The sequence below is a fragment of the Streptomyces sp. NPDC029466 genome, from assembly GCF_055574515.1.
Map to the genome: position 1 here is coordinate 42643 of NZ_JBVHZH010000003.1, position 22538 is coordinate 65180.

Sequence of the window (22538 nt, forward strand, 5' to 3'; positions counted from 1 at the left end):
AGCGCTCATTCAAGGCTTCCATCCACCTTGGTAACACCGATTCCCGGACACGGGGCGGTCACCAGGGGCCGTTGCGGTGACACACCACCCGAGCGTCCGAATCGAAGGCCACAGCACCACAACGGGTCACCGCCGGCCGTTCACCTGCTTGATGCCGCCGGTCCGCCCCTGCACACCACACGCCCCCGGCGCATCGTGCGCCGGGGGCGTGCTGTCGTGGCGGTGTTGCGACCGAGGCCGGGGCGTCGCTGCGTCGTCCGCGGCCGTCCTGGTCGCGGTCCGCGGACCGGGCCGTCAGCCCAGGGCACCGGCCTGTACCGCGGTCACGTCGAACCGTCCGCCGCACACCCGCAGTCCGCGGCTGCCGGTGGTCATCGACTCCTTGGAGCCGGGCGGGTAGACGAAGACGATCTGCGACTTGCCCCAGCACGGGGTGTCCGAGACGCCCTCGTTGAGGGTGTGCAGCAGGGCGTGTGCACTCTGGCCCGGCTTGAGCCGGACGACACCACCGGCGCCGCCCTCGCGGGTGGCGGGCTTGCCGACGGGCGAGCCGTCACGGTTGATCAGCGAGACGCCCGGGAAACCGCGCAGCGAACAGGGCTTCGTGCCCTTGTTCGTGAAGACGAGGGGGTAGCGGATGTTGCCCGCACCGGCGTCGGCGGCGCCCAGGCGCAGCGACATATTCGCGGCGGTGCAGCGGTCCGAGGTCGCCTCGGCGGAGGTGTGGGCCTCCGCGGCGCTGGGAGCCTTGCCCGTCGGCTTGCCGCCGGGCGTGGCCGCCGCCTTCGCCGACGGCCGCTGACCGCCCGCGGAGGACTGCGCCTTCGCACCGGCCGACTCTGCGCTGCCGTGGGACGACGAGGAGCCGCCGCTCTCCTTGCCGTGGGACGTGGCGGATGCGGCGGCCGACGAGGGGCGGGATGCGGCGTCGGGGCCGCCCTCACAGGCGGTGAGCGCAAGCGCCGCGACAGCGATCAGCGATCCGGCGGCGACACGACGACCGCGGCCGAGCATCTTGATGGTGAGCGACATAAGTGTCCCCCTCGTCTGGTAGGTGCGAGCTCTCGTAGTGGGGTGCGGTCCGTCCGTTGCTCGTTCCAGCGTGGCCCTGGGCACTGCCGGTCCGCTAACGAGGCACTAACACACCACTAACGAGCATGGGTCACCGACACGCCGAAAACCCCGGCAACCGGCGTGACCAGCCGGGATGTGAGGCGTGCCGCTCAGACTCGCAGAAAATTCCCGAATTGCGGATGCGCCACCGCCGGGTTCGGCCGTTCCGTCGACCGAGACCACCGTCCCCACGCCCCCCTACGGGCCCGCTCGTCCCGGCGGCACCGCTCCGGCGTCACCCGCCCGGACTCCCCGAGTTGCGAACGGAGAGGTGGTGTCGCAGGCGTGCGGCGAATCGGCGAGCGAGGAGTGCTCGCCGCGGCACCGGCGAAGCGAGGGTCACCATGCTCCCTCGCATCGGGAAGTAGATCAGCGGACCCCTGGCCTCGCCGACAACCAGCCGTGAACGGCTGGAACCGACTGACGACAGCCAGCGGACACAGTGCCTTAAGAGGTACTGGAAGAGACCCAGTCGTCGTTGCTTCGATGACGGTCAAGCCCCATGGCCTCGAATTCGTCCTCGCCCGGGCTTCTTCGCACGCCGAGCCGCCGAAGCACCTGCGAGATGGGGCTGACTGCCCGGGAGAAGCGCTTCTTTGCCGACGCATCCAGCGGCCCCAAGGCCAGTGCCCCGTCAGCCCAGACAACGGCTCGTTGTTCGCCGACGCCCCCGAAGTGGAGCGGCGGCGAGCCGCGTCCTCCAGGCCGGACTCGACGCGCCGCCGGCGCCGCTGCTGGGTCGCTGACCTGCACCGGACGGCCCGCGAACGGACACCCGCCGATTACCGCCGCGCCCCCGTATTCGACAGGATGGGCGGCATGACCGAGATCCGCACCCCCCGCCTCATCCTCCGCCGCTGGACCGACGACGACCTCGCCCCCATGGCGGACATCCACGCGGACCCGCTCGTCATGCGCTGGATCGGCGACAGCTCCACCCTCGGCCTGGACCAAACCGCCGAGGAGATCGAGCGATGGGAGGAGGGATGGGACGACGAGGGCTTCGGCATCTTCGCCGTCGAACTCCTCGCCTCGGGCGAACTCGCCGGATGCGCCGGCCTGTCCGTCCCCGCGTTCCTCCCGGAGGTCCGGCACGAGGTGGCGATCAGCTGGCGCCTGGGCCGGCAGTACTGGGGCCAGGGCTACGCCTCCGAAGCCGCCCAGGCCGTGCTGGAGTTCGCCCTCCAGGACCGCGGCCTCGACCGCGTCATCGCCGTCAACCGGCTCGGCCATGAGTCCTCCCTGAACGTCGTACGCAAGCTCGGCATGGCCTTCGAAAGGGAGGCGACACATCCGGAGTACGGCCATGCACTGACGGTGCACAGCATCGATCTCACGGAGTACCAGGGCTGAGCGGGCCACCGGTACCGCTAGCGCTTCGATTTCAGAAGCACCAGCCTCCTTTCGCTGCTTCGAAACGCGAATCAGTGAATCAGTGAATCAGTGAATCAGTGAAAGGAGGCTGTCGTGTCTGCCCGGATTGCAGCGACCGAAGCGCCACACCCGCCAGAGGTGGCGGCGGCACTGCACCGCATGATCGGCGGCGGACGCTGCGTACCAGGCCGTCGGCGGAGCAGCCGACTTGGGGCCGCGACCGAGAACTGCCACCCTGCCGGATGAGTGGCATTCCCGGCAGGGCGTTGGCATGCGTCTGCCGGCGTGCGTCCGCGTGCCGGAGTCCGTCAGTCGGCGGCTGACGGTGGCTGGGACAGGGCCAGGTCCAGGGTTTCGTGGGCGCCGGCGGTGAGGGATATCGGGACGGCGTGGGGTGGGTAGCCGGCCGCTGTGAGGGTGTAGTGGGCGCCGCTGATGCCGGGGAAGGCGAAGGCGCCGTCCGGTCCGGTGACGGCGTGTCCGGCGATCGTGTCGTCCTCGACGAGGGTCACGGCGGCGTCGGCGAGTGGCCGGCCGTTCGGGCCCCGTACCGTGCCGCGAACGGTAGCCGTCGGCTTCAGGCGGGCGTCCCGGCGTTCCGGTGCGCCGCCGGTCAGGTCCACGGCATGGGCCTGCGGCTGGTGACCGGCGGCACTGAGGACCAGGGTGTAGCGGCCGGGCGGCAGTGCGGCAACGTCCCAGCTCCCTTCGGCGTCGGAGGCCGTACGAGCCACCACGGCGCCTTCGGCATCGGTAACGACAATGCTCCCGCCGGCCAGCGGGGTGCCCTCGGTGCCACCGAGCAAGGTGCCGCCCAGTCGGCCGGTCCCGGTGCCGGTGCCGGTGAGGACCAGGTCGACCCGGGTCGCGGCGCCTTCGCCGCGGTAGGTGGCGGAGGCCGCGTGGGGCGTGTGGCCGGGCGCGGCGCCGGTGAGGACATAGGTGCCGGCCGTGGGGGCGCCGACTGCGAAGTGACCGTCGGCGTCGGCCGTGGCGATGCCGGCCTGGCGGCCCTGACGGTCGATCAGGGTGATGCTCGCGCCGGGAACCGGGCTGCCGGAGGTGTCCGCCACCCGGCCTCGGAACCCGGCGGCGTCGGCGCTCGCAGCCGTAGCCTCGGAGGTCGGCGGGGTGCGGGCCTCGTCCGGTGCGGTGGCCGGCCGCGCCCAGGACGGCGCCGACTTCACCAGCGGGGCCGGCTGCCCCTCTGCGGCGGTAAGCGCGACCGCACCCTGCGCTCCATCGGCGTCCGCCGCTTCCGCCGCGCCGTCGGTGCTCTGGGCGACCAGGGTCGGGCGGGACGCCTTGCGCTGGGACGGCAGGAAGCAGGCCAGGGCGACGCCGATGAGGACGGCGGCCGTGGCGATGAGGAAGGAGACCCGGAAGCCGGCCATCGTGGGCACCGTGACCGGCCCCGCCTTCTGGGACATATCGGCCAGGACCATGCCGATCACCGCGCTGGACACCGAGGTGCCGATGGAGCGCATCAGGGTGTTCAGGCCGTTGGCCGCACCGGTCTCCGAGGCATCGACGGCCCCGATGATCAGGGCGGGCAGCGAGGAGTACGCCAGACCGATGCCGGCGCCGACGACCACCGCGATGATGACGGTCTGCCAGGGGGCGTTCATCAGGCCGATGCCCGCGCCGTAGCCGAGCGCGATGACGAGCATGCCGAGCAGCAGCGAGACCTTGGGGCCGCGCCGGGCGGCGATCCGGGCGTACAGCGGGGCGACGAACATCATCGTCAGACCCAGGGGCGCCATGCACAGCCCGGCCACCACCATCGACTGCCCCAGCCCGTAGCCGGTCGACGTGGGCAGCTGGAGCAGCTGCGGCAGCACCAGGGAGATGGCGTAGAACGCCACACCGACCGTTATCGAGGCGAGGTTGGTCAGCAGCACCTCACGGCGCGCGGTGGTCCGCAGATCGACCAGCGGGTCGGCGAGACGCAGCTCCATCGCGCCCCACAGCACCAGGATCACGACCGCGACACCGAAGAGTATGAGGGTGGTCGGCGACCCCCAGCCCCAGTCGCTGCCCTTGGTGAGGGGCAGCAGCAGGGCCACCAGACCGGCCGACAGCCCGAGGGCGCCCGCCACATCGAAGCGCCCCTGGGCCCGTACCGCGGTCTCCGGGATGACGAGGAGGGTGAGCACCATCGACAGCACGCCGAGCCCGGCGGCACCGAAGAACAGGGTGTGCCAGTCGGCGTGTTGGGCGACCAGGGCCGCGACCGGCAGGGCGAGCCCGCCGCCGACGCCGATCGATGAGCTCATCAGGCCCATGGCCGAGCCGAGCCGCTCGCGCGGCAGCTCGTCGCGCATGATGCCGATTCCGAGGGGTATGGCGCCCATGGCGAAGCCCTGGAGCGCCCGGCCCACGATCATGGTGACCAGATCGCTGGTGAAGCCGCAGACCAGCGAGCCGACGACCATGACCGCGAGGCTGGTCAGCAGCATCCGCCGCTTGCCGTACAGATCGCCGAGGCGCCCCATGATGGGGGTCGAGACGGCACCGGCGAGGAGGGTGGCCGTCATGACCCATGTGGCGTTGCTGGGCGCCGTGTTGAGCAGCACCGGCAGGTCTTTGATGACCGGCACGAGCAGCGTCTGCATCACCGCGACGACGATGCCCGCGAAGGCGAGGACCGGGACGATGCCGCCGGGGGTTCTCCGCCGCCCGCCCACGGCCGGGTCGGCCCCCGGGGGCGTGGCCGCGGTCTCCGCCGTCCGTGCGGGGAGTTGGTCCGTCGTCGTCCGGGTCATACGTGCGGCCTCCAGGGCGGCAGAGGTGGGCGGGTGTCGTCAGCGGGTGACGGAGCAGGGGTGAGCAGAGGGGGAGGCGAACGCAGCCCGGGGCGTGAGCGTCGTCGGGACATGGGACGGCACAGCACGAGGGCGGCGGAGCAATCGTCGGAGGAGCGGTCGAAGTGTGGTGTCGTCTACGGGCATCGGCACGATCAGGCCGCTGACGAGTGGGGTGTTCTCCGCGCACGGCTGATACGTGCATGACGAACGCTTCTACCCCGGCGTTCTATTCCGCCGCACGACCCGGCATCTGATCCCGGCATCGGTGAACTGCGTCACGCCGCCCCGGCCTTCGCTCTCCCTCAACCCGTGCACCGGACCCCCCCGTTCGTCCCGGACGCGGCTTCTCCGAGCCCGCCGAGTCCAGTGAAGCGCACACCACTGACATCCACCCGAGCCCGAGGCGCCGCGCCTTCGCCGGCCACCGTTCGCGGCTCTCGCGCACCCTGCTGCCACCTCAACGCCGAGAGGCGCCGCGGCTCTTCCGCGACGCCCCTGACCTGCACGGCTCACCCACACATTGCACACACTTCGATATTCAACACCGCACACGCGGTATGTTTTCAGCGGTCGTGAGGCACCAGAACATGCTCCGCCTTCCGCGACCGCGACTGCGCATCGGACGGGGCGGGATCAGCTCGCGGCCACTCCGGCATCGGCGTCGGCCGCGGCCTTCACCACCGCCTTCGCCTGCAGGGCGGCATTGAGTTGGGCGCCCCGCTCGGAGTCCAGGTTGAGTTTGGCGAGGATGGCCGGCACGGCGATGCTCGGGAGGGTGTGCTCGAAGAAGACGGTGAGCCGGCGGCTGAGGTCGGCCCGGTTGGTCAGGGCCTGCGACATCATCTGCAGCCCGGCGAAGGCGCCGACGAACAACTCGGCGGTCTCCCCCACGACGACGCTCTCCAGGATTTCGCCGCGGCTCCGGGCATCGTTCAGCAAGCCCTCGACGAATCGGGTCCACGACAGCATCGACTGCTTGCGGTCGAGGTGATTGGAGCCTTGCTCCACCGCCAGTCGCGCCGCTCCCCGCTGGATCGGGTCGCTGCGCAGCCGGAAGGCCAGCACCTGGCCCGAGTCGACGAATTCCTGCAGCTTGATCGTCTGCGGCTGCACGGCGATATCGACCACCTGCTCCTCGATCACCGCGAGCGCCAACTGCTCCTTGGAGGCGAAGTGGAAGTACAAGGCGCCCTTCGTCACGCCGGCGCGCTCGAGGACTTCGGCGATCGTCGCGCGGTCGTAACCCTGCTCGTCGAAAACCGACGCGGCCGCCTCCAAGATCACTCGCCGGGTCCGAATCGCGCGGTCCTGTTGTGCCACAGGACGCCTCCTGTCTCTCAATGTCTCTACGTTCCGCAACAGTTAGCTACAGCTCAAGTCGTCGCTCGATCAGCCACTTTCCCCTTTTCGATGGCCCGGCATTGAAAATAAAACCGGATGGTACGTATCTTATCAGCGATGTATCTCCACCCGTAGCGACGCCTGGGGGCAGTCATGAGCGACACGATGCAGGTCAGCACTGTTCAGCCCAGGTATCCACACCAGCTGCCGGCCCCCGTCGGGGACCGGGCGACCGGACCGCGGGGGCCCCACGGCGCCCAGGTCCCCCAGGAGTTCGTACACCGCCCTCTCGCCGACGACATGCTGGTCACCTCTTGGCGCCGGGTCGGTGACACGCGTTTCTCGCTGACCGCCCAGTGGCCGCACGATCACGGTTACTTCACCCCCAATCGCGGGCGACACCATCTCATCCTCACGGGTGAGACCATCCGTCAGGCCGGGTTGTTGCTGTGCCACGCCGAACTCGGTGTCCCGCTCGGCCACCACTTCATCCTCGGCGACCTCGTGTACACCACCCACCCCGAGCATCTCGCGGTGGGAAGCGGGCCCACTCCGCTGACCATCGACGTCATCTGCAGTCGGACGCGGATGCGGGCGGGCACGCTGACCAGTGGCCGCTTCGACATGACCTTCCGTAAGGCGGGCCGGATCGTCGCGACCGGCCACTCCGACGTCACGGTCACCTCACCCGCCGTCTACCGCCGCCTCCGCGGCGAGCGCCTGAGTGCACGGCACACCCCCGGCCCCCTCCCCGCCCCCGTTCCGCCCCGGCCGACCGGCAGCACCAAGGACCACGATGTCCTGCTCTCCCCCACCGGCCGGCCCGACCGCTGGCTGCTGCGCATCGCGCCCGGCCACCCCGCGGTGGTGAACCCGGCGAACGACCACGTCCCCGGCATGGTGCTGCTCGACGCCGCCCAGCAGGCCGCGCGCACCCTCACCTCGCCCGGCGCCTTCGTCCCGTACGCCTTCGGGACCGTTTTCCACCGGTACGCCGAGCACGGCACCCCCTGTGTGATCGAGGCCCGTCGTGTCCCGTCGGCGCTGCCCTGCACCACCACGGTGCAGGTGACCGGCTTGCAGGACGGCAGTCCGGTCTTCGTCTCCACCCTGACGGCGCTGGACCCACGGGACTGACGACCCGTTCTCACGGCACACCGTTCGCCGTCGGCCGACGCACCACGCGGAGCCGCCGCACCCCGTCCCGAGCGGCCACCCGCTCGGGCGGACAGCCCGGCCCGGTGCGGCCGTGTCACCACCACACCACTCGACAGTCCTCGGGGGCGGTATGCCCGCCGCAGGCACGTGAAAGGCCAGACCACCATGGGTGAACTCAAGGGAAAGACCGCGCTGGTGACGGGATCCAGCCGGGGCATCGGCCGGAGCATCGCGCAGCGACTCGCCGCCGACGGGGCGCTGGTCGCCGTCCACTACCGCAGTAATGACACCGCGGCCAAGGAAACGGCCGAGAGCATCCTCGACGCGGGCGGCCGGGCCTTCATAATCGGTGCGGAACTGGGTGTTCCCGGTGATGCCGAGGCGCTCTACGCGGCGTTCGACGAGGGGCTGTCGGCGTACGGCGCCGAGCCCGGTCTCGACATCCTTGTCAACAACGCGGCGATCAGCATCCCGGGGCACATCGACGAGGTGACACCCGAGGACTTCGACCGCACCCTCGCGGTCAACACCAAGGCCGTGTTCTTCATCGCCCAGCACGGTCTGCGCCGGATGCGGGACGGCGGACGCATCATCAACGTCTCGTCGGCGGTGACGAGTACGGCGTTCCCCTCGACCATCGCCTACAGCGTCTCCAAGGGAGCGGTGGACACCTTCACCCTCACCTTGGCGAAGGATCTCGGAGCGCGGGGCATCACGGTGAACACCCTCGCCCCCGGCTTCACCGAGACCGATATGAACGCGGCGATGCGGGCGACTCCGGAGGCGCACGCCGCGCTGGCCTCCCTCTCGGTGTTCAACCGGATCGGCAAGCCCCAGGACATCGCCGACGTCGCCGCCTTCCTCGCGTCCGACGAGTCCCGCTGGATCACCGGCCAGCGCATCGATGTCACCGGCGGCTCCATGCTCTGAGGCCGCCTGTCCCCTGGGCCCGTGTGCAGCGACAGCCGCTTCAGGCGTCGTGGAAGACCAGGCCCAGGGAGTGCCGCCGACCGGAGCGGACGGTGCTCACGCCGTGGCGTACGGGGCCGGCCGACCAGCCACGGGCGGAGCGTACGGGGCGGTCGCGGGTGGTGAAGATCAGTCCGTGCCCCTGTGGCAGGACGGTGCTGGTACCGCGGGACTGGGCGCGCGGCCGCTGCTCGACGAGGAGGAATTCGCCGCCGGTGTAGTCGGTGCCCTGCTCGTCCAGGCCGATGACGACCTGGAGGGGGAAGACCATCTCCCCGAAGAGGTCGCGGTGCAGCGCGTTCCAGTCCCCCGCGCCGTAACGCAGCAGAATCTGCGAGGACTTGGTCTGCCCTGCTTCGTGGCACATGGTCAGCCACTCCTCCAGGGTGTCCGGCCAGGGGGCCGGTCTGCCGAGCTTGTCCGCCCAGTCGCGGGCGATCTCCAGCAGGTGCGGGTAGAACGCCTCGCGCAGGGCCTGGACCGGTGCGGGCAGCGGGTCGGCGAAGTAGCGGTACTGGCCCGAGCCGAAGCGGTGCCGCGCCATGTCGATGGTCGAGCGGAAGCGGGCCCGGCTGCCGGGGTCCGTGCCGTCGACCGCGGCGGGTCCGTCGTACAGCGCGCTGAGGGCGCGGCAGTCGGCCGGGGTGAGCAGACGTGGCGTCACCGCGCAGCCCACGGTGTTCAGTTCCTCAGCCAGCGCCGTCCAGTCGGCGGCCGTGACGCGCCGGGCGAGTGTGCGGGGGTGGGCGTGGCGCTCGGTGGTCGCCGTGGTCGTGGTGGTCATGGAGCGCTCCAGTGGGCGTGGGTCGGTGCGGCGCTCGGCGGTGGGGGCAGCTCAGCGGAGTTCCGGCCAGGCGCCCTCGATGCCGAGGAGTTGCTGCTTGCGTGCGGGCCCGCCCGCGTAGCCCGACAGGGAACCGTTCGCGGCGATCACCCGGTGGCAGGGCCGGACGATGAGCAGCGGGTTCGCGCCGATCGCCGTTCCGATGGCGCGTACCGCACCGCGCGCCGCACCGATATCGGCGGCGATCTTCCCGTACGTGGTGGTGGTGCCGTACGGGATGGCCTCCAGGGCCTGCCACACGCGCTGCTGGAAGCCGGTGCCCCGGGTGGGGGCGTAGGCAAGGGTGAAGCGGGTCCGCTCCCCGTCGAAGTAGGCGCGGAGCTGGTCGGTGATGCCGGCGAAGGCGGCGGGGGCGTACGTCCAGCCGTCCTGGACGGTCGCCCCGCCCTTCTGCCCGGGCACGGACAGCGAAGCGAGCGCGGTGCCGCCCGGGGCGATGGCCGATTCCTCGCCCACCAGCAGGAGTTCGCCCAGCGGGCTGTCGAGGGTGGTGTAGAGCGTCATGGTCCGGTGCTTTCCGTGGTGGTGGGGCGGGGGCTCGCCGGCTCCGTGACCGGCGCGTTCCAGAAGTGGTGCATCGCGTACGAGCGCCAGGGGCGCCAGGCGTTCGCCCGCTCCCGCAGACCGGCCGTGGGGGCGCCGGCCCGGCGCATCCCGGCCAGTACGGCCACATCGCCGGCCAGCAGGACATCGGGGTCCCCGAGGGCACGCATCCGGATGTATCCGGCGGTCCACGGGCCGATGCCGCGCAGCCCGAGAAGCGCGCGTTCGGCCGCGTCCCGGTCGGCTCCGGCATCCAGGACGACCGTGCCGTCGGCGAGCGCGGTGCTCAGGGTGCGCAGGGTCGCGCGCCGGGATGCGGGCATCCCGAGTTCGGTGAGCGCGGCCTGCGCCAGGTCGTCGACGCGGGGGAAGAGGTGGGTGAGCGCACCGGCCGGTTCGGGCAGCGGCTCTCCGTACGCGGCGACCAGTGCGCCGCCCAGTGTGCGGCCGGCCGCGACCGAGACCTGCTGGCCGAGGACGGCACGGACGGCGAGCTCGTCCGGGGCGGGCGCGCCCGGCGAGCGCAGCCCGGGGTGCCGGTCCACCAGCCGCGCCAGTACGGAATCCGCGCGCAGCCGTTCGGCGACCGCGTACGGATCGGCGTCCAGATCGAAGAGGCGGCGCACCCGCTGGCTCGCGGTGGTGAGATCCCGCAGCTCGGACAGGTGCAGCCGGCAGTCCAGCCAGCCGTCGCCGGCCGCCTCGTCGACCTCGGCGATCCCGGCGCCGTGCGGCAGCCGCAGGGTCCGCCGGTAGGTACGGGCCCCTGGCTCGCCGCTGACCTCCTCGATGCCGGTGATCGCACGCCGCTGGAGGTGGTCGAAGAGCTGCCGCGCCGCATACGGCCCGCGGAAGGCCAGCCGCAGCGGCAGCACCCCGGGCGTGGTGGGCGGCGCCACCGGGCCGAAGCGGGTCCCCTTACCGGGGCGGGCGGCACGCAGCTCGCTCGGCGTGAGCGCGTAGATCTCCTTGATGGTGTCGTTGAACTGCCGCACGCTGGCGAAGCCCGCCGCGAAGGCGATCTCGGCCGCCTGGAGTCCGGTGGTCTGCAGCAGGACCCGGGCGGTGTGGGCGCGCTGTGCCCGCGCCAGGGCCACCGGCCCGGCGCCCAGCTCGGCGTTCAGCTGCCGCTGGACCTGCCGGGCGCTGTAGCCGAGCCGGGCGGCCAGCCCGGCGACGCCTTCCCGGTCGACCACACCCTCGCTGATCAGCCGCATCGCCCGCCCGACGACATCGGCGCGGGCATTCCACTCCGCCGAGCCGGGCACCGCATCGGGGCGGCAGCGCCGGCAGGCGCGGAATCCGGAGCCCTGGGCGGCCGCGGCGGTCGGGAAGAAAGCGACATTACGGCGCCGGGGCGTGGTGGCGGGACAGCTCGGCCGGCAGTAGATCCCGGTCGTGGACACCGCGAAGAAGAAGGCGCCGTCGAATCGGGCGTCCCTGCTGCGCACCGCCTCGTATCTGCTGTCCTCGTTCATCACGGTTCCACTGTGCAGCAGGTCAGACGGCGGTGCTGGCGGAAATCGGACGGAGCGTTCGGGAGGCCGGGGGCGGGCAAGCGGGGCCGCGCGTGCACGCGCGGGGATACTGCGGGCGCCCGCCACCCTTGAGGCCGTACCACCCCACAGGACGGCGACACACCGCCGGACCGCGGCTCACCGCAGCAGCCAGTCCGGCGGGCAACAGCCTTCAGCAGTACGGGAGTTCAGACCCACGGGTCCAGGGCGGGGAGGATTCCGGGAGCGCGCCCGGTCAGCAGGTGAGCACCTGAACTACCAAGAGACAGAGGCGAGTTCAGGGATTTCCCGGCGTCGAACCCGTCCTACGAAGCCACTACCGTAAGGATCACGAGAATCAGGAGGATCACGAGAGTCTCCCAGCGCATCGCCCTCCGCAGGACACTCAGGTCCGAAGAGCCGCCCGACCCGCCCCTGCGCGTCGAGAACACGCCGTCGTCGCTGCTGTCGCTGTACCCGCTGTCGTCGCTCACTGACCTGCTCCGCTCCCTGCCGCCGGCTCACCGACCGACGGCCTGCCGATCGCGGAGGTCAGCGTATCCCTCGGGCCCGCGGCACCGAGAGACGGGTACGGCCACGGCGAACGGCCGAGCGGCCCGGCTGTCAGGCCGGTGGCATCGGCCAGTCGTCCAGCGAGCCGCCGCGCCATTCGACGAGGCGGGGATCGTCGAGCGCGATGCTCCCGGCCGGGCCGGTGACGCCCGCGCGACGGAGGAACTCGGCAACATCGCCGCGGCCATGGGCCAGGCCGACGATCTGCCCACGCACGGTCACCCGTCGGCCACCGGACGGCGTCGGCGGGTGCACGATGACAGGCGGATGCTCGGTCATGCATCCAGCGTGCGCCGGGGTCCGCGCTCGCGCATTTCGGCAGCCGCCGTGAGCGTCAATACTGCGCGACGGGCAAGGGTGGATGGGCGATGGGCCAAAATCATGGCCATGACCATGGATGATCTTGTGATTCCCGATACCCGCGCCTGCCGTGCCGCGCTGGAGGTGGCGAGCGCCTACTGCTCGCCCGCGCTGCTGAACCACTCCGTGCGGGCGTATCTCTGGGCGGCCGCCTACGCCTCGGCCCAGGACATCGCCTTCGATCCGGAGCTCCTTTATGTGTCGGCCATGTTCCACGACCTCGGGCTGGTGAAGGAGTTCGACAGCCACACGGTGCCCTTCGACGAGGCCGGAGGCCATGTGGCGTGGGTGTTCGCGGCGGGCGCCGGGTGGCCGGAGGAGCGGCGGGTGCGGGCGTCCGAGGTGGTCGTCCGGCACATGTGGGACGAGGTGGACGCGGCCATGGATCCGGAGGCCCATCTGCTGGTGTACTCCACCTCGTTGGACATCTCCGGGCAGCGGCCCGACGCGCTGCCGGCGGACCTCCGTACCGAGGTGCTGGCGCGCTATCCACGGCTCGGCCTCGGCGAAGAATTCCTGGCGTGCTTCCGGGACCAGGCCGAGCGCAAGCCAGACAGTTCCGCCGCCGCCTCGGTCCGCCAGGGCATCGCCGCGCGGATCGCCGCCAATCCACTGGACGCGGACGGGGCGTAGCGGGCCCGGGCCCCTGGCCTGCGGCCATGGCCGTCGCCCTCGGCAAGAGGAGCCCCGGCCAGACGGGGGGTGACTGGCCGGGGCGGTTCGGGAGGGGTGCCGCAGCACCCACACCCAATTGAACGGTGAACAACAGCTGTGCGTTCCAGGCCGGCGGAGTGATGACCGTCACCCCGCCCGCGCACGGTACGCCCCCACCCACCGGGAGACGCGTGCCCGGGCCTGCTCAGCCTTCGGTGGGGTGTCCGGAGAGGCGTTCGACGCCGCGCAGGAGGGCGGAGTGGTCGAGGCCGCCGTCGCCCTGGGCGCGCAGGGAGGCGACGAGTTGGGCGACGACGCTGCCGACGGGGAGGGCGGCGCCGACGGCGCGGGCGGCGTCGGTGACGATGCCCATGTCCTTGTGGTGGAGGTCGATGCGGAAGCCGGGGCGGAAGTCGCGGGTGGTGAAGTTGTCCTTCTTGCGGGCCAGGACGGTGGAGCCGGCCAGTCCGCCGCCGAGGACGTCGAGGGCGGCGGTGAGGTCGACGCCGGACTTCTCCAGGAAGACGACGGCTTCGGCGCAGGCCTGGATGTTGACGGCGACGATGAGCTGGTTGGCGGCCTTGACGGTCTGGCCGGAGCCATGCGGGCCGCAGCGCACGATGGTCTTGCCGAGGGCTTCCAGGAGGGGGCGGGCGGCGTCGAAGTCGGCCTGGTCGCCGCCGATCATGATGGACAGGACCGCTTCGATGGCGCCGGCTTCGCCGCCGGAGACGGGGGCGTCCAGGACCCGGATGCCCTTGTCGGCGGCGGCGTGGGCGAGGTCGATGGAGGTCTGCGGGGTGATCGAGGACATGTCGATCAGCAGGGCGCCGCGGCGGGCGTGGGCCAGGATGCCGTCGGGTCCGTAGGCGATGGCCTCGACCTGGGGGGAGGCGGGGACCATGGTGATGATGACGTCGGCGTCGGCGACCGCTTCGGCGATCGAGCCGGCCACGCTCCCGCCGTTCCTGGCCAGCCGCTCCAGCTTGTCGGCCTCCAGGGTGTAGCCGGTCACCGGGTAGCCGGCCTTGATCAGGTTCTCGGCCATGGGCGAGCCCATGATGCCCAGACCGATCCACGCGACCTTGGGAAGATTGCTCATGCGGTGCCTCTCTCACATCACGGAAGGGGAGGACGGCGGCGGAGGGGTGCCGTCCGGGGCTTTACGGGTGGGTTGGTGACGCCGGGCGCGGGGGCGCGCACCGCGCCCGGCGCACCGTCCGGATCAGGTCCGGTGCCGGATCAGGTCCGGTGCCGGTCCGGCGTCAGACCTTGAGCGGCTTGATCGCGGTGGGTGCGTGACCGGGCTCGGTCGCGAGGTCCTCCCACTCGTTGACACTGGCGATGTCGGAGCCGCTCATCGAGATATTGGTGATCCGTTCGAGGATGGCCTCGACGACGACCGGGACGCGGTGCTCGGCGGCCAGCTTCTTGGCTTCCTCGAAGGCGGCGCCCAGCCCACTCGGGTCGGTGACCCGGATCGCCTTGCAGCCCAGGCCCTCGGCGACCTTCACATGGTCCACCCCGTAGACGCCCAGCTCCGGCGCGTTGATGTTCTCGAACTCCAGGTTGACCTGGAAGTTGATGTCGAGGTTGCGCTGCGCCTGCCGGATCAGGCCCAAGTAGGCGTTGTTCACCAGGACATGGATGTACGGGATCTTGTGCTGGGCGCCGACGGCCAGCTCTTCGAGCATGAACTGGAAGTCGTAGTCGCCGGAGAGCGCGACGACCGGTGTCTCCGGGTCGGCGGTGGCGACTCCCAGCGCGGCCGGGATGGTCCAGCCGAGCGGGCCGGCCTGGCCGCAGTTGATCCAGTGGCGCGGCTTGTAGACGTGCAGCATCTGCGCGCCGGCGATCTGGGAGAGGCCGATGGTGGTGACGTATCGGGTCTCCGGGCCGAAGGCCTTGTTCATCTCCTCGTAGACGCGCTGCGGCTTCATCGGGACGTCGTCGAAGTGCGTACGGCGCTGGAGCTGTGCCTTGCGCTCCTGGGTGGACGCGGCCCAGGCGCTGCGGTCGGGCAGCTTGCCCGCGGCCTTGAGCTCCCTGGCCACCTCGACGAACAGCTCCAGCGCGGCCTTGGCGTCCGAGGCGATGCCGTAGTCCGGGGCGAAGATCTTGCCGATCTGGGTCGGCTCGATGTCGACATGGACGAAGGTGCGGCCCTGGGTGTAGACGTCCAGCTTGCCGGTGTGGCGGTTGGCCCAGCGGTTGCCGATGCCGAGGACGAAGTCGGACTCCAGGAAGTTCGCGTTGCCGTAGCGGTGCGAGGTCTGCAGGCCGACCATGCCGGCGTTCAGCTCGTGGTCGTCGGCGAGGATGCCCCAGCCCATCAGGGTGGGCACGACCGGGATACCGGTCAGCTCGGCGAACTCCACCAGCAGCTCGGACGCGTCGGCGTTGATGATGCCGCCACCGGCGACGATCAGCGGGCGCTCGGACGCGTTGAGGAGCGTGACGGCCTTCTCGATCTGGGCGCGGGTCGCGGCCGGCTTGAAAGCGGGCAGCGGCTCGTACGTCTCGGGGTCGAAGTCGATCTCGGTCAGCTGGACATCGACCGGCAGGTCGATGAGGACCGGGCCGGGGCGGCCGGAGCGCATCAGGTGGAAGGCCTGCTGGAAGACGCCGGGGACCTGGGCGGCCTCCATCACGGTGGTGGCGGCCTTGGTGACCGGCTTGGCGATCGAGGCGATGTCGACGGCCTGGAAGTCCTCCTTGAGGATCACCGCGGTGGGTGCCTGGCCGGTGATGCACAGGATCGGGATCGAGTCACCGATCGCGGAGTAGAGCCCGGTGATCATGTCCGTGCCGGCCGGTCCCGAGGTCCCGATGCAGACGCCGATGTTGCCCGGGTGGGTCCGGGTGTAGCCCTCGGCCATGTGCGAGGCGCCCTCGACATGGCGCGCCAGCGTGTGATCGATCCCGCCCGCGCCCTTGAGCGCCGCGTAGAAGGGGTTGATCGCGGCACCCGGCACTCCGAAGGCGTGGGCCACGCCCTCCCGCTTGAGGATCTCCACCGCGGCGCGGGCGGCTGTCATTCGAGGCATCGAGTACTCCTGCGTCGACCTGTCACGGGCAAGCTCCAGCGAAGCGGCGAAGAGGATTGATTCCGTATCGTGGAACTAATGTTTTGCTTTATGGAAGGAAAGTAGAGCGCGGCGTTCCCGTCGTCAAGGGGAGGGGAGGCGGGGCCCCGGCGTGACGTCATGGCGGGGCCGGAAACACCGAAGGCCCCACCCGGTGACCGGGTGGGGCCTTGATCGGCGGGAAGTCGGCGCACTTCCCCGCGAGTTGACCTAGCGGATCGGCATTCCCGAAAGCGTCCGGGCGATCACCAGGCGCTGGATCTCGCTGGTGCCTTCGAAGATCGTGTAGATGGCGGCGTCGCGATGCATCCGCTCGACCGGGTATTCGCGGGTGAAGCCGTTGCCGCCGAGGATCTGTACGGCCTGGGCGGTGACCTTCTTGGCGACCTCACTGGCGAAGAGCTTGGACATGGAGCCCTCGGCGGAAGTGAACGGCTTGCCGGCCACCGCCATCCAGGAGGCACGCCAGACCAGCAGGCGGGCGGCGTCGACCTGGGTGCGCATATCGGCGAGCTGGAAGGCCACGCCCTGGTTGTCGATGATCGGGCGGCCGAACTGGGAGCGGGTCTTCGCGTACTCCAGCGCCTCCTCGTAGGCCGCCCGCGCGGTGCCGACCGCCATCGCGCCGACGGCGGGCCGGGACGCCTCGAAGGTGGCCATGGCCGCGTTCTTCACCCTCTCCTGCCCGTCCTTCCCGGCGTTCTCGCGGGCCCGGGCGAGGCGCTCATCGAGCTTCTCCTTGCCGCCGAGCAGGCAGTGACCGGGGACCCGGACGTTCTCCAGGACGACCTCGGCGGTGTGCGAGGCGCGGATACCGTGCTTCTTGAACTTCTGCCCCTGGGAGAGGCCGGGGGTGTTCGGGGGGACGATGAAGGACGCATGGCCCTTGGAGCCGGCCTCCGGGTCGACGACCGCGACGACGACATGGACGTTGGCGATGCCGCCGTTGGTGGCCCAGGTCTTGGTGCCGTTGAGCACCCACTCGTCCTTGGCCTCGTCGTAGACCGCGCGGGTGCGCATCGCGGCCACGTCCGAGCCGGCGTCCGGTTCCGACGAACAGAAGGCGGCGACCTTGACGTCAGCGGCATCGCCGTACATCTGCGGGACCCAGGTGCCGATCTGCTCCTGCGTGCCGTTCGCGAGCACGCCGACGGCGGCGAGGCCGGTACCCACGATCGACAGGCCGATACCGGCGTCGCCCCAGAACAGCTCCTCCATGGCCATGGGGATGCCGAGGCCCGTCGGGTCGAAGAACTGCTGGGCGTAGAAGTCGAGGGAGTACAGGCCGATCTTGGCGGCCTCCTGGATCACGGGCCAGGGGGTCTCCTCGCGCTCGTCCCACTCGGCGGCGGCGGGGCGCATGACGTCCGCGGCGAAGCCGTGAATCCAGTCACGGACTTCCTTCTGCTCGTCATTGAGCTCCATGGTGAACTCGGCCATGTCCCCTCCAGCTGCTGCGGCAGTGCGGTGTTACTAGCGGTAACCCGAAGTGTGTTACTCGCCAGTAAAGGCTGTCAACTCCCCTGGGGACGAAATCACCGTGGAGAACGGGTGTTACGTTGCGCCAGCGCCACGGATTCACAAGGGTGGGGAGCACGACCATGGAAAGCACCGAGCACAGCGGTCGCCGGCAGACGGCGACCGAGCGCCGACGGCGGGAGCTGCTGGAGGCCGCCGAGCGCATTGTGCTGCGCGACGGCCCGGACGCCTCGATGAACGCCATCGCCGCCGAGGCAGGTATCACCAAACCGATCCTCTACCGGCACTTCGGCGACAAGGGCGGGCTCTACCGCGCGCTCGCCGTCCGGCACACCGATGCCCTGCTCGCCAATCTGGCGACCGCGCTGGACGCCCCCGTCCTGCGCCGGGACCGGGTCGAGGCCACCCTCGACGCCTACCTGTCGGCGATCGAGGCCCGGCCGCAGGTGTACCGCTTCCTGATGCACCCGTCGGACGAGGACAACGCCTCCGAGTCCGGCTTCGACGTCGGACGGCACTCCGCCCCCCTGCTGCGCCGGCTCGGCGAGGAACTGGCCAAGGTGATCACCGACCGGCTCGACCTGGGTCCGGGCGGCGAGCTGACGGCCCGCGTCTGGGGCCATGGCATCGTCGGCATGATGCAGCACGCCGGTGACTGGTGGCTGCGCGAACGCCCGTGCTCGCGCGAGCAGTTGGTCAAGCAGCTGGCCGATCTGCTCTGGGGACAGCTGGCCGCGGTCGACGACCGCACGGACGGCCCCGGCTTCTGAGCGCCGGTCGGTGAAACGGCGGGCGGCGCCGGTCGTTCAGCGGCCGGGCGCCTCCGCCGGCGCGGCCCACGGGGCCTTCGCCGCCGCCCGGAGCGCCCGCCGGCGGCGCAGTCCGGTCAGGTGGTCGACGTAGAGACCGCCGTCGAGATGGTCACATTCGTGCTGGAGACAGCGGGCGAAGAAGCCGGTGCCGGTCACCGTGGCGGGCTCGCCGGTGACGCTCACCCCGGTCACCACGGCACGGTCGTGGCGCGGGGTGCCGGCTTCGATACCGGGCAGCGAGAGACAGCCCTCGGGTCCGCGGATGACCGGCCCGTCGGCCTCGATGAGCCGGGGGTTGACGAGATGCCCCAGATGACGGCGGTCCTCGTCGTCGGGGCAGTCATAGACGAAGACCCGCAGCGGGACACCGATCTGGTTGGCGGCGAGGCCCACTCCGTGCGCGGCGTACATCGTCGCGTACATGTCCTCGACCAGCCGGGCCAGCTCGTCGTCGAAGACGGTGACCTCCTGGCAGGGCTCGGTCAGGGCCGGATCGCCCAGCAATCGCAGCGGGCGGACATGGCCGGAACTGCCGGGAATGGTGCGGGGACGCATGGGGACAAGCGTACGGTCCTGCACACAGCGGATGTCGCCCCACGGGTGGCGGGGTTCGGGGCTGCGGCCGGATCTCGATAGGCTGATCCCCGACCGAAGCCCCGGCCGGTCATCGGCTGCGGAGGAGCGTTCCACGGCAGCCCCACGGCAGGCGGGCGCCGGATGCAAGGAGGATCAAAGACGATGGCAGGCAACACGGAGCCGCTGTCGCCGCGGGCCAAGTTGGCCGTGACGGCAGGCAAGGCCGCGGCGGCGGTATCGCGCGCGGCGGGCCGCGGCAGCGGATCGGTGATCGGTGGCCGGGTGGCGCTGAAGCTCGACCCCGACCTGCTGGCGCGGCTGGCCCGGCACCTGGACGTCATCCTGGTGTCGGCGACCAACGGCAAGACGACCACGACGCGGCTGATCGCGGAGGCGCTGCGGGCCAGCGGCCCGGTGGTCTCCAACGCGCTCGGCGCCAACATGCCGGCCGGTATCACGTCCGCGCTGGCCGGTGGATCGGACGCCCGCTACGGCGTCATCGAGGTGGACGAGAAGTACCTCGCCGGTGTCGCCCGCGATGTGACGCCGAAGGCCATAGCGCTGCTGAACCTCTCCCGCGACCAGCTCGACCGCGCCGCGGAGACCCGGATGCTGGCCGAGCACTGGCGGGAGGGGCTGTCCGGTTCCAAGGCGCTGATCATCGCCAACGCGGACGACCCGCTGATCGTGTGGGCGGCCTCGTCGTCCTCGAACGTGGTGTGGGTCGCGGCCGGGCAGGAGTGGAAGGACGACGCCTGGTCCTGCCCCTCGTGCGGTGGTGTGATGCAGCGGCCGGGCGAGGACTGGTTCTGCGCCGAGTGCGGCTTCCGCCGTCCGACGCCCAGCTGGGCACTGTCCGGCGATCATGTGCTCGACCCGCACGGCAGCGCCTGGCCCATCAAGCTCCAGCTGCCCGGGCGCGCCAACAAGGCCAACGCCACCACGTCCGCCGCGGTCGCCGCCGCCTTCGGGGTGCCGCCGCAGGTGGCCCTGGAGCGGATGTTCTCGGTGCAGGCCGTGGCCGGGCGCTATGACGTGGTCAGCTTCATGGAGCGGGAGCTGCGGCTGCTGCTGGCGAAGAACCCGGCCGGCTGGCTGGAGACCTTCTCGCTGATCGACCCGCCGCCGACCCCGGTGATCATGTCGGTGAACGCCCGCGGCGCGGACGGCACCGACACCTCCTGGCTGTGGGACGTCGACTACACCCGGCTGGCCGGGCACCCGATCTTCGTGCTCGGCGACCGCAAGCTGGACCTGGCGGTGCGGCTGGAGGTCGCGGGTCTCGACTTCCAGGTCTGCGAGAGCCTCGACGAGGCGGTGCAGCTGGCACCGCCCGGCCGGATCGAAGTCATCGCCAACTACACGGCCTTCCAGGACCTGCGCCGACGGGTGGGCAACTGACGATGCGCGGACAAGGACGAGCGAGCATGAGTGACAACAGCCTGCGGCTGGTGTGGATCTACCCGGACCTGCTGAGCACGTACGGCGACCAGGGGAACGCCCTGGTGGTGGAGCGGCGGGCGCGCCAGCGCGGTCTGGACGTCCAGCGGCTGGACGTACGGTCCGACCAGCAGATCCCCACCTCCGGCGACATCTACCTGATCGGTGGCGGCGAGGACCGGCCGCAGCGGCTGGCCTCCGAGCGGCTGATCCGCGACGGCGGGCTGAGCCGTGCGGTCTCCAACGGCGCGATCGTCTTCTCGGTGTGCGCCGGCTACCAGATCCTGGGCCACGAGTTCATCAATGACCTCGGCGAGCGGCAGCAGGGCCTGGGGCTGCTGGACGTGGTGAGCACCCGTGGCGAGGCCGAACGCTGCGTCGGTGACGTACTCGCCGATATCGACCCGCAGTTGGGGCTGCCGCCGCTGACCGGCTTCGAGAACCACCAGGGCGTGACGCATCTGGGCAAGACCGCCCGGCCGTTCGCCAAGGTGCGCTTCGGCAAGGGCAACGGCGTCGGTGACGGCTACGAGGGCGCGTGGAACGACACCGTCTTCGGTACGTACATGCACGGCCCGGTGATGGCGCGTAATCCGCATATCGCCGACCTGCTGATCAAGCTGGCGCTGGATGTCAACGCCCTGCCTCCGGTGGACGACCAGTGGTACGAGGCGCTGCGCCAGGAGCGGATCGCCGCGGCGACCACGCCCGCCTGAGCGCCACCGCGCCCATTCGTACGCCCGCAGTCTTGCACTGCGGGCGTACGTGTGCCGGGTGACCCCGCGCTTGTAGGGTGTGCGGAATCCAACCGGACGACGGGGTCCGGGCCCCCGGTTGAGTTGCAGAGGTTTTTCGAGCAATGCGTATTGGTGTCCTCACCTCCGGCGGCGACTGCCCCGGACTGAACGCCGTCATCCGGTCCGTCGTCCACCGCGCCACCGCTGATCACGGCGATGAGGTGATCGGCTTCCGCGACGGCTGGAAGGGCCTGCTGGAGTGCGATTACCGCAAGCTCGACCTCGATGCCGTCGGCGGCATCCTGGCGCGCGGCGGCACCATCCTCGGGTCATCGCGGGTGCAGCCCGCGCATCTGCGGGACGGTGTGGAGCGGGCCCGCGGCCATGTCGCCGAGCTGGGCCTCGACGCGATCATCCCGATCGGCGGCGAGGGCACGCTGAAGGCGGCGCGGCTGCTGTCGGACGCCGGGCTGCCGATCGTGGGCGTACCGAAGACCATCGACAACGACATCGCGGTCACGGATGTGACGTTCGGCTTCGACACCGCGGTGGGCGTCGCCACCGAGGCGCTGGACCGGCTCAAGACCACCGCCGAGTCGCACCAGCGGGTGATGATCGTCGAGGTGATGGGCCGGCACACCGGCTGGATCGCGCTGCACTCGGGCATGGCGGCCGGTGCGCACGCGATCGTGGTGCCGGAGCGGCCCTTCGACATCGAGGAGCTGACCGCGCGGGTCTCCGAGCGGTTCGAGGCCGGCAAGAAGTTCGCGATCGTGGTCGTCGCCGAGGGCGCCAAGCCGCGCGAGGGCACCATGTCCTTCGATGTCGGCGGCAAGGACATGTACGGCCACGAGCGGTTCGCGGGGGTCGCCCGGCAGCTGTCCGTGGAGCTGGAGAACCGGCTCGGCAAGGAGGCGCGTCCGGTCATCCTCGGGCACGTCCAGCGCGGTGGCACCCCGACCGCGTACGACCGGGTGCTCGCCACCCGCTTCGGCTGGCACGCCGTCGAGGCCGCGCACCGCGGGGACTTCGGGATGATGACCGCGCTGCGCGGCACCGACATCACGCTGGTGCCGCTGGCCGAGGCCGTGGAGACGCTCAAGACGGTGCCCGTGGAGCGCTACGACGAGGCCGAGTGCGTGCTGTGATCCAGCGGTAGTTCAGCGCTCCACGAAC

At 70.9% G+C, this 22538-nt stretch carries 19 protein-coding genes; 8 read left to right on the forward strand and 11 right to left on the reverse strand.

Annotated elements, in window-relative coordinates; translation table 11 throughout:
- Positions 1 to 294: 294 nt before the first annotated feature.
- A complete protein-coding gene (locus ACZ4XD_RS03725; protein ID WP_468037866.1) occupies positions 295 to 1032 on the reverse strand; it encodes a DUF4232 domain-containing protein in 738 nt (245 codons plus the stop codon).
- 900 nt (positions 1033 to 1932) lie between these two features.
- On the opposite strand from ACZ4XD_RS03725, the gene ACZ4XD_RS03730 reads away from it, so the two are divergent.
- Positions 1933 to 2466 (forward strand): GNAT family N-acetyltransferase, encoded by a 534-nt coding sequence (locus ACZ4XD_RS03730; RefSeq protein WP_468037868.1) that lies wholly within the window; start codon positions 1933 to 1935, stop codon positions 2464 to 2466.
- A gap of 329 nt (positions 2467 to 2795) precedes the next feature.
- On the opposite strand, the gene ACZ4XD_RS03735 is transcribed toward ACZ4XD_RS03730, so the two are convergent.
- Together ACZ4XD_RS03735 and ACZ4XD_RS03740 are read right to left on the reverse strand one after the other, a co-directional pair.
- Complete coding sequence (locus ACZ4XD_RS03735) at positions 2796 to 5252, reverse strand: MFS transporter (RefSeq protein ID WP_468037870.1); 2457 nt, start codon at positions 5250 to 5252, stop codon at positions 2796 to 2798.
- Positions 5253 to 5927: 675 nt separating this feature from the next.
- Complete coding sequence (locus ACZ4XD_RS03740; protein WP_468037872.1) at positions 5928 to 6614, reverse strand: ScbR family autoregulator-binding transcription factor; 687 nt, start codon at positions 6612 to 6614, stop codon at positions 5928 to 5930.
- Between the two features lie 174 nt (positions 6615 to 6788).
- Here ACZ4XD_RS03740 and ACZ4XD_RS03745 point away from each other — a divergent pair, with 174 nt between their 5' ends.
- Positions 6789 to 7772, forward strand: a complete 984-nt coding sequence (locus ACZ4XD_RS03745) for a ScbA/BarX family gamma-butyrolactone biosynthesis protein (protein ID WP_468037874.1) — start codon at positions 6789 to 6791, stop codon at positions 7770 to 7772.
- A gap of 186 nt (positions 7773 to 7958) precedes the next feature.
- Entirely contained in the window at positions 7959 to 8723 is a 765-nt protein-coding gene (locus tag ACZ4XD_RS03750; protein ID WP_468037876.1) for an SDR family oxidoreductase, read from the forward strand.
- A 40-nt stretch (positions 8724 to 8763) separates the two neighbouring features.
- On the opposite strand, the gene ACZ4XD_RS03755 is transcribed toward ACZ4XD_RS03750, so the two are convergent.
- The 4 genes from ACZ4XD_RS03755 to ACZ4XD_RS03770 all read right to left on the reverse strand — a co-directional run bounded on the left by ACZ4XD_RS03755 (position 8764) and on the right by ACZ4XD_RS03770 (position 12497).
- Positions 8764 to 9546 (reverse strand): 2OG-Fe(II) oxygenase, encoded by a 783-nt coding sequence (locus tag ACZ4XD_RS03755; RefSeq protein ID WP_468037878.1) that lies wholly within the window; start codon positions 9544 to 9546, stop codon positions 8764 to 8766.
- A gap of 51 nt (positions 9547 to 9597) precedes the next feature.
- Entirely contained in the window at positions 9598 to 10110 is a 513-nt protein-coding gene (locus ACZ4XD_RS03760; protein ID WP_468037880.1) for a methylated-DNA--[protein]-cysteine S-methyltransferase, read from the reverse strand.
- On the reverse strand, positions 10107 to 11627 hold the full coding sequence (locus ACZ4XD_RS03765) for an AlkA N-terminal domain-containing protein (RefSeq protein ID WP_468038341.1): 1521 nt from the start codon (positions 11625 to 11627) through the stop codon (positions 10107 to 10109). The genes ACZ4XD_RS03760 and ACZ4XD_RS03765 overlap by 4 nt, the downstream gene beginning before the upstream one ends.
- A gap of 642 nt (positions 11628 to 12269) precedes the next feature.
- The gene (locus ACZ4XD_RS03770; RefSeq protein WP_042158238.1) at positions 12270 to 12497 is read right to left on the reverse strand and encodes a hypothetical protein; all 228 of its coding nucleotides are present in this window, start codon (positions 12495 to 12497) and stop codon (positions 12270 to 12272) included.
- A 108-nt stretch (positions 12498 to 12605) separates the two neighbouring features.
- Here ACZ4XD_RS03770 and ACZ4XD_RS03775 point away from each other — a divergent pair, with 108 nt between their 5' ends.
- Positions 12606 to 13211 (forward strand): HD domain-containing protein, encoded by a 606-nt coding sequence (locus tag ACZ4XD_RS03775; RefSeq protein ID WP_468037882.1) that lies wholly within the window; start codon positions 12606 to 12608, stop codon positions 13209 to 13211.
- Positions 13212 to 13437: 226 nt separating this feature from the next.
- Here the strand turns inward: ACZ4XD_RS03775 and ACZ4XD_RS03780 are convergent, their stop codons facing one another.
- The 3 genes from ACZ4XD_RS03780 to ACZ4XD_RS03790 form a co-directional block, all read right to left on the reverse strand.
- Entirely contained in the window at positions 13438 to 14334 is an 897-nt protein-coding gene (locus tag ACZ4XD_RS03780; RefSeq protein WP_468037884.1) for a 2-hydroxy-3-oxopropionate reductase, read from the reverse strand.
- Between the two features lie 163 nt (positions 14335 to 14497).
- Positions 14498 to 16279 (reverse strand): glyoxylate carboligase, encoded by a 1782-nt coding sequence (gene gcl / locus ACZ4XD_RS03785; RefSeq protein ID WP_468037886.1) that lies wholly within the window; start codon positions 16277 to 16279, stop codon positions 14498 to 14500.
- 249 nt (positions 16280 to 16528) lie between these two features.
- The gene (locus ACZ4XD_RS03790) at positions 16529 to 17758 is read right to left on the reverse strand and encodes an acyl-CoA dehydrogenase family protein (RefSeq protein ID WP_468037888.1); all 1230 of its coding nucleotides are present in this window, start codon (positions 17756 to 17758) and stop codon (positions 16529 to 16531) included.
- Between the two features lie 161 nt (positions 17759 to 17919).
- Here ACZ4XD_RS03790 and ACZ4XD_RS03795 point away from each other — a divergent pair, with 161 nt between their 5' ends.
- Positions 17920 to 18567 carry a TetR/AcrR family transcriptional regulator gene (locus tag ACZ4XD_RS03795; protein WP_042158232.1) on the forward strand — a complete coding sequence of 216 codons (648 nt, stop codon included), beginning with the start codon at positions 17920 to 17922 and terminating at the stop codon, positions 18565 to 18567.
- Between the two features lie 36 nt (positions 18568 to 18603).
- Here ACZ4XD_RS03795 and def read toward each other — a convergent pair whose 3' ends face one another.
- Positions 18604 to 19164, reverse strand: a complete 561-nt coding sequence (gene def / locus ACZ4XD_RS03800; RefSeq protein WP_468037890.1) for a peptide deformylase — start codon at positions 19162 to 19164, stop codon at positions 18604 to 18606.
- Positions 19165 to 19347: 183 nt separating this feature from the next.
- Here def and ACZ4XD_RS03805 point away from each other — a divergent pair, with 183 nt between their 5' ends.
- The 3 genes from ACZ4XD_RS03805 to ACZ4XD_RS03815 all read left to right on the forward strand — a co-directional run bounded on the left by ACZ4XD_RS03805 (position 19348) and on the right by ACZ4XD_RS03815 (position 22510).
- On the forward strand, positions 19348 to 20586 hold the full coding sequence (locus ACZ4XD_RS03805; protein WP_042158230.1) for a MurT ligase domain-containing protein: 1239 nt from the start codon (positions 19348 to 19350) through the stop codon (positions 20584 to 20586).
- 26 nt (positions 20587 to 20612) lie between these two features.
- On the forward strand, positions 20613 to 21341 hold the full coding sequence (locus ACZ4XD_RS03810; protein WP_468037893.1) for a type 1 glutamine amidotransferase: 729 nt from the start codon (positions 20613 to 20615) through the stop codon (positions 21339 to 21341).
- 143 nt (positions 21342 to 21484) lie between these two features.
- Positions 21485 to 22510, forward strand: a complete 1026-nt coding sequence (locus ACZ4XD_RS03815) for a 6-phosphofructokinase (protein WP_042158227.1) — start codon at positions 21485 to 21487, stop codon at positions 22508 to 22510.
- The last annotated feature ends 28 nt before the right edge of the window (positions 22511 to 22538 follow it).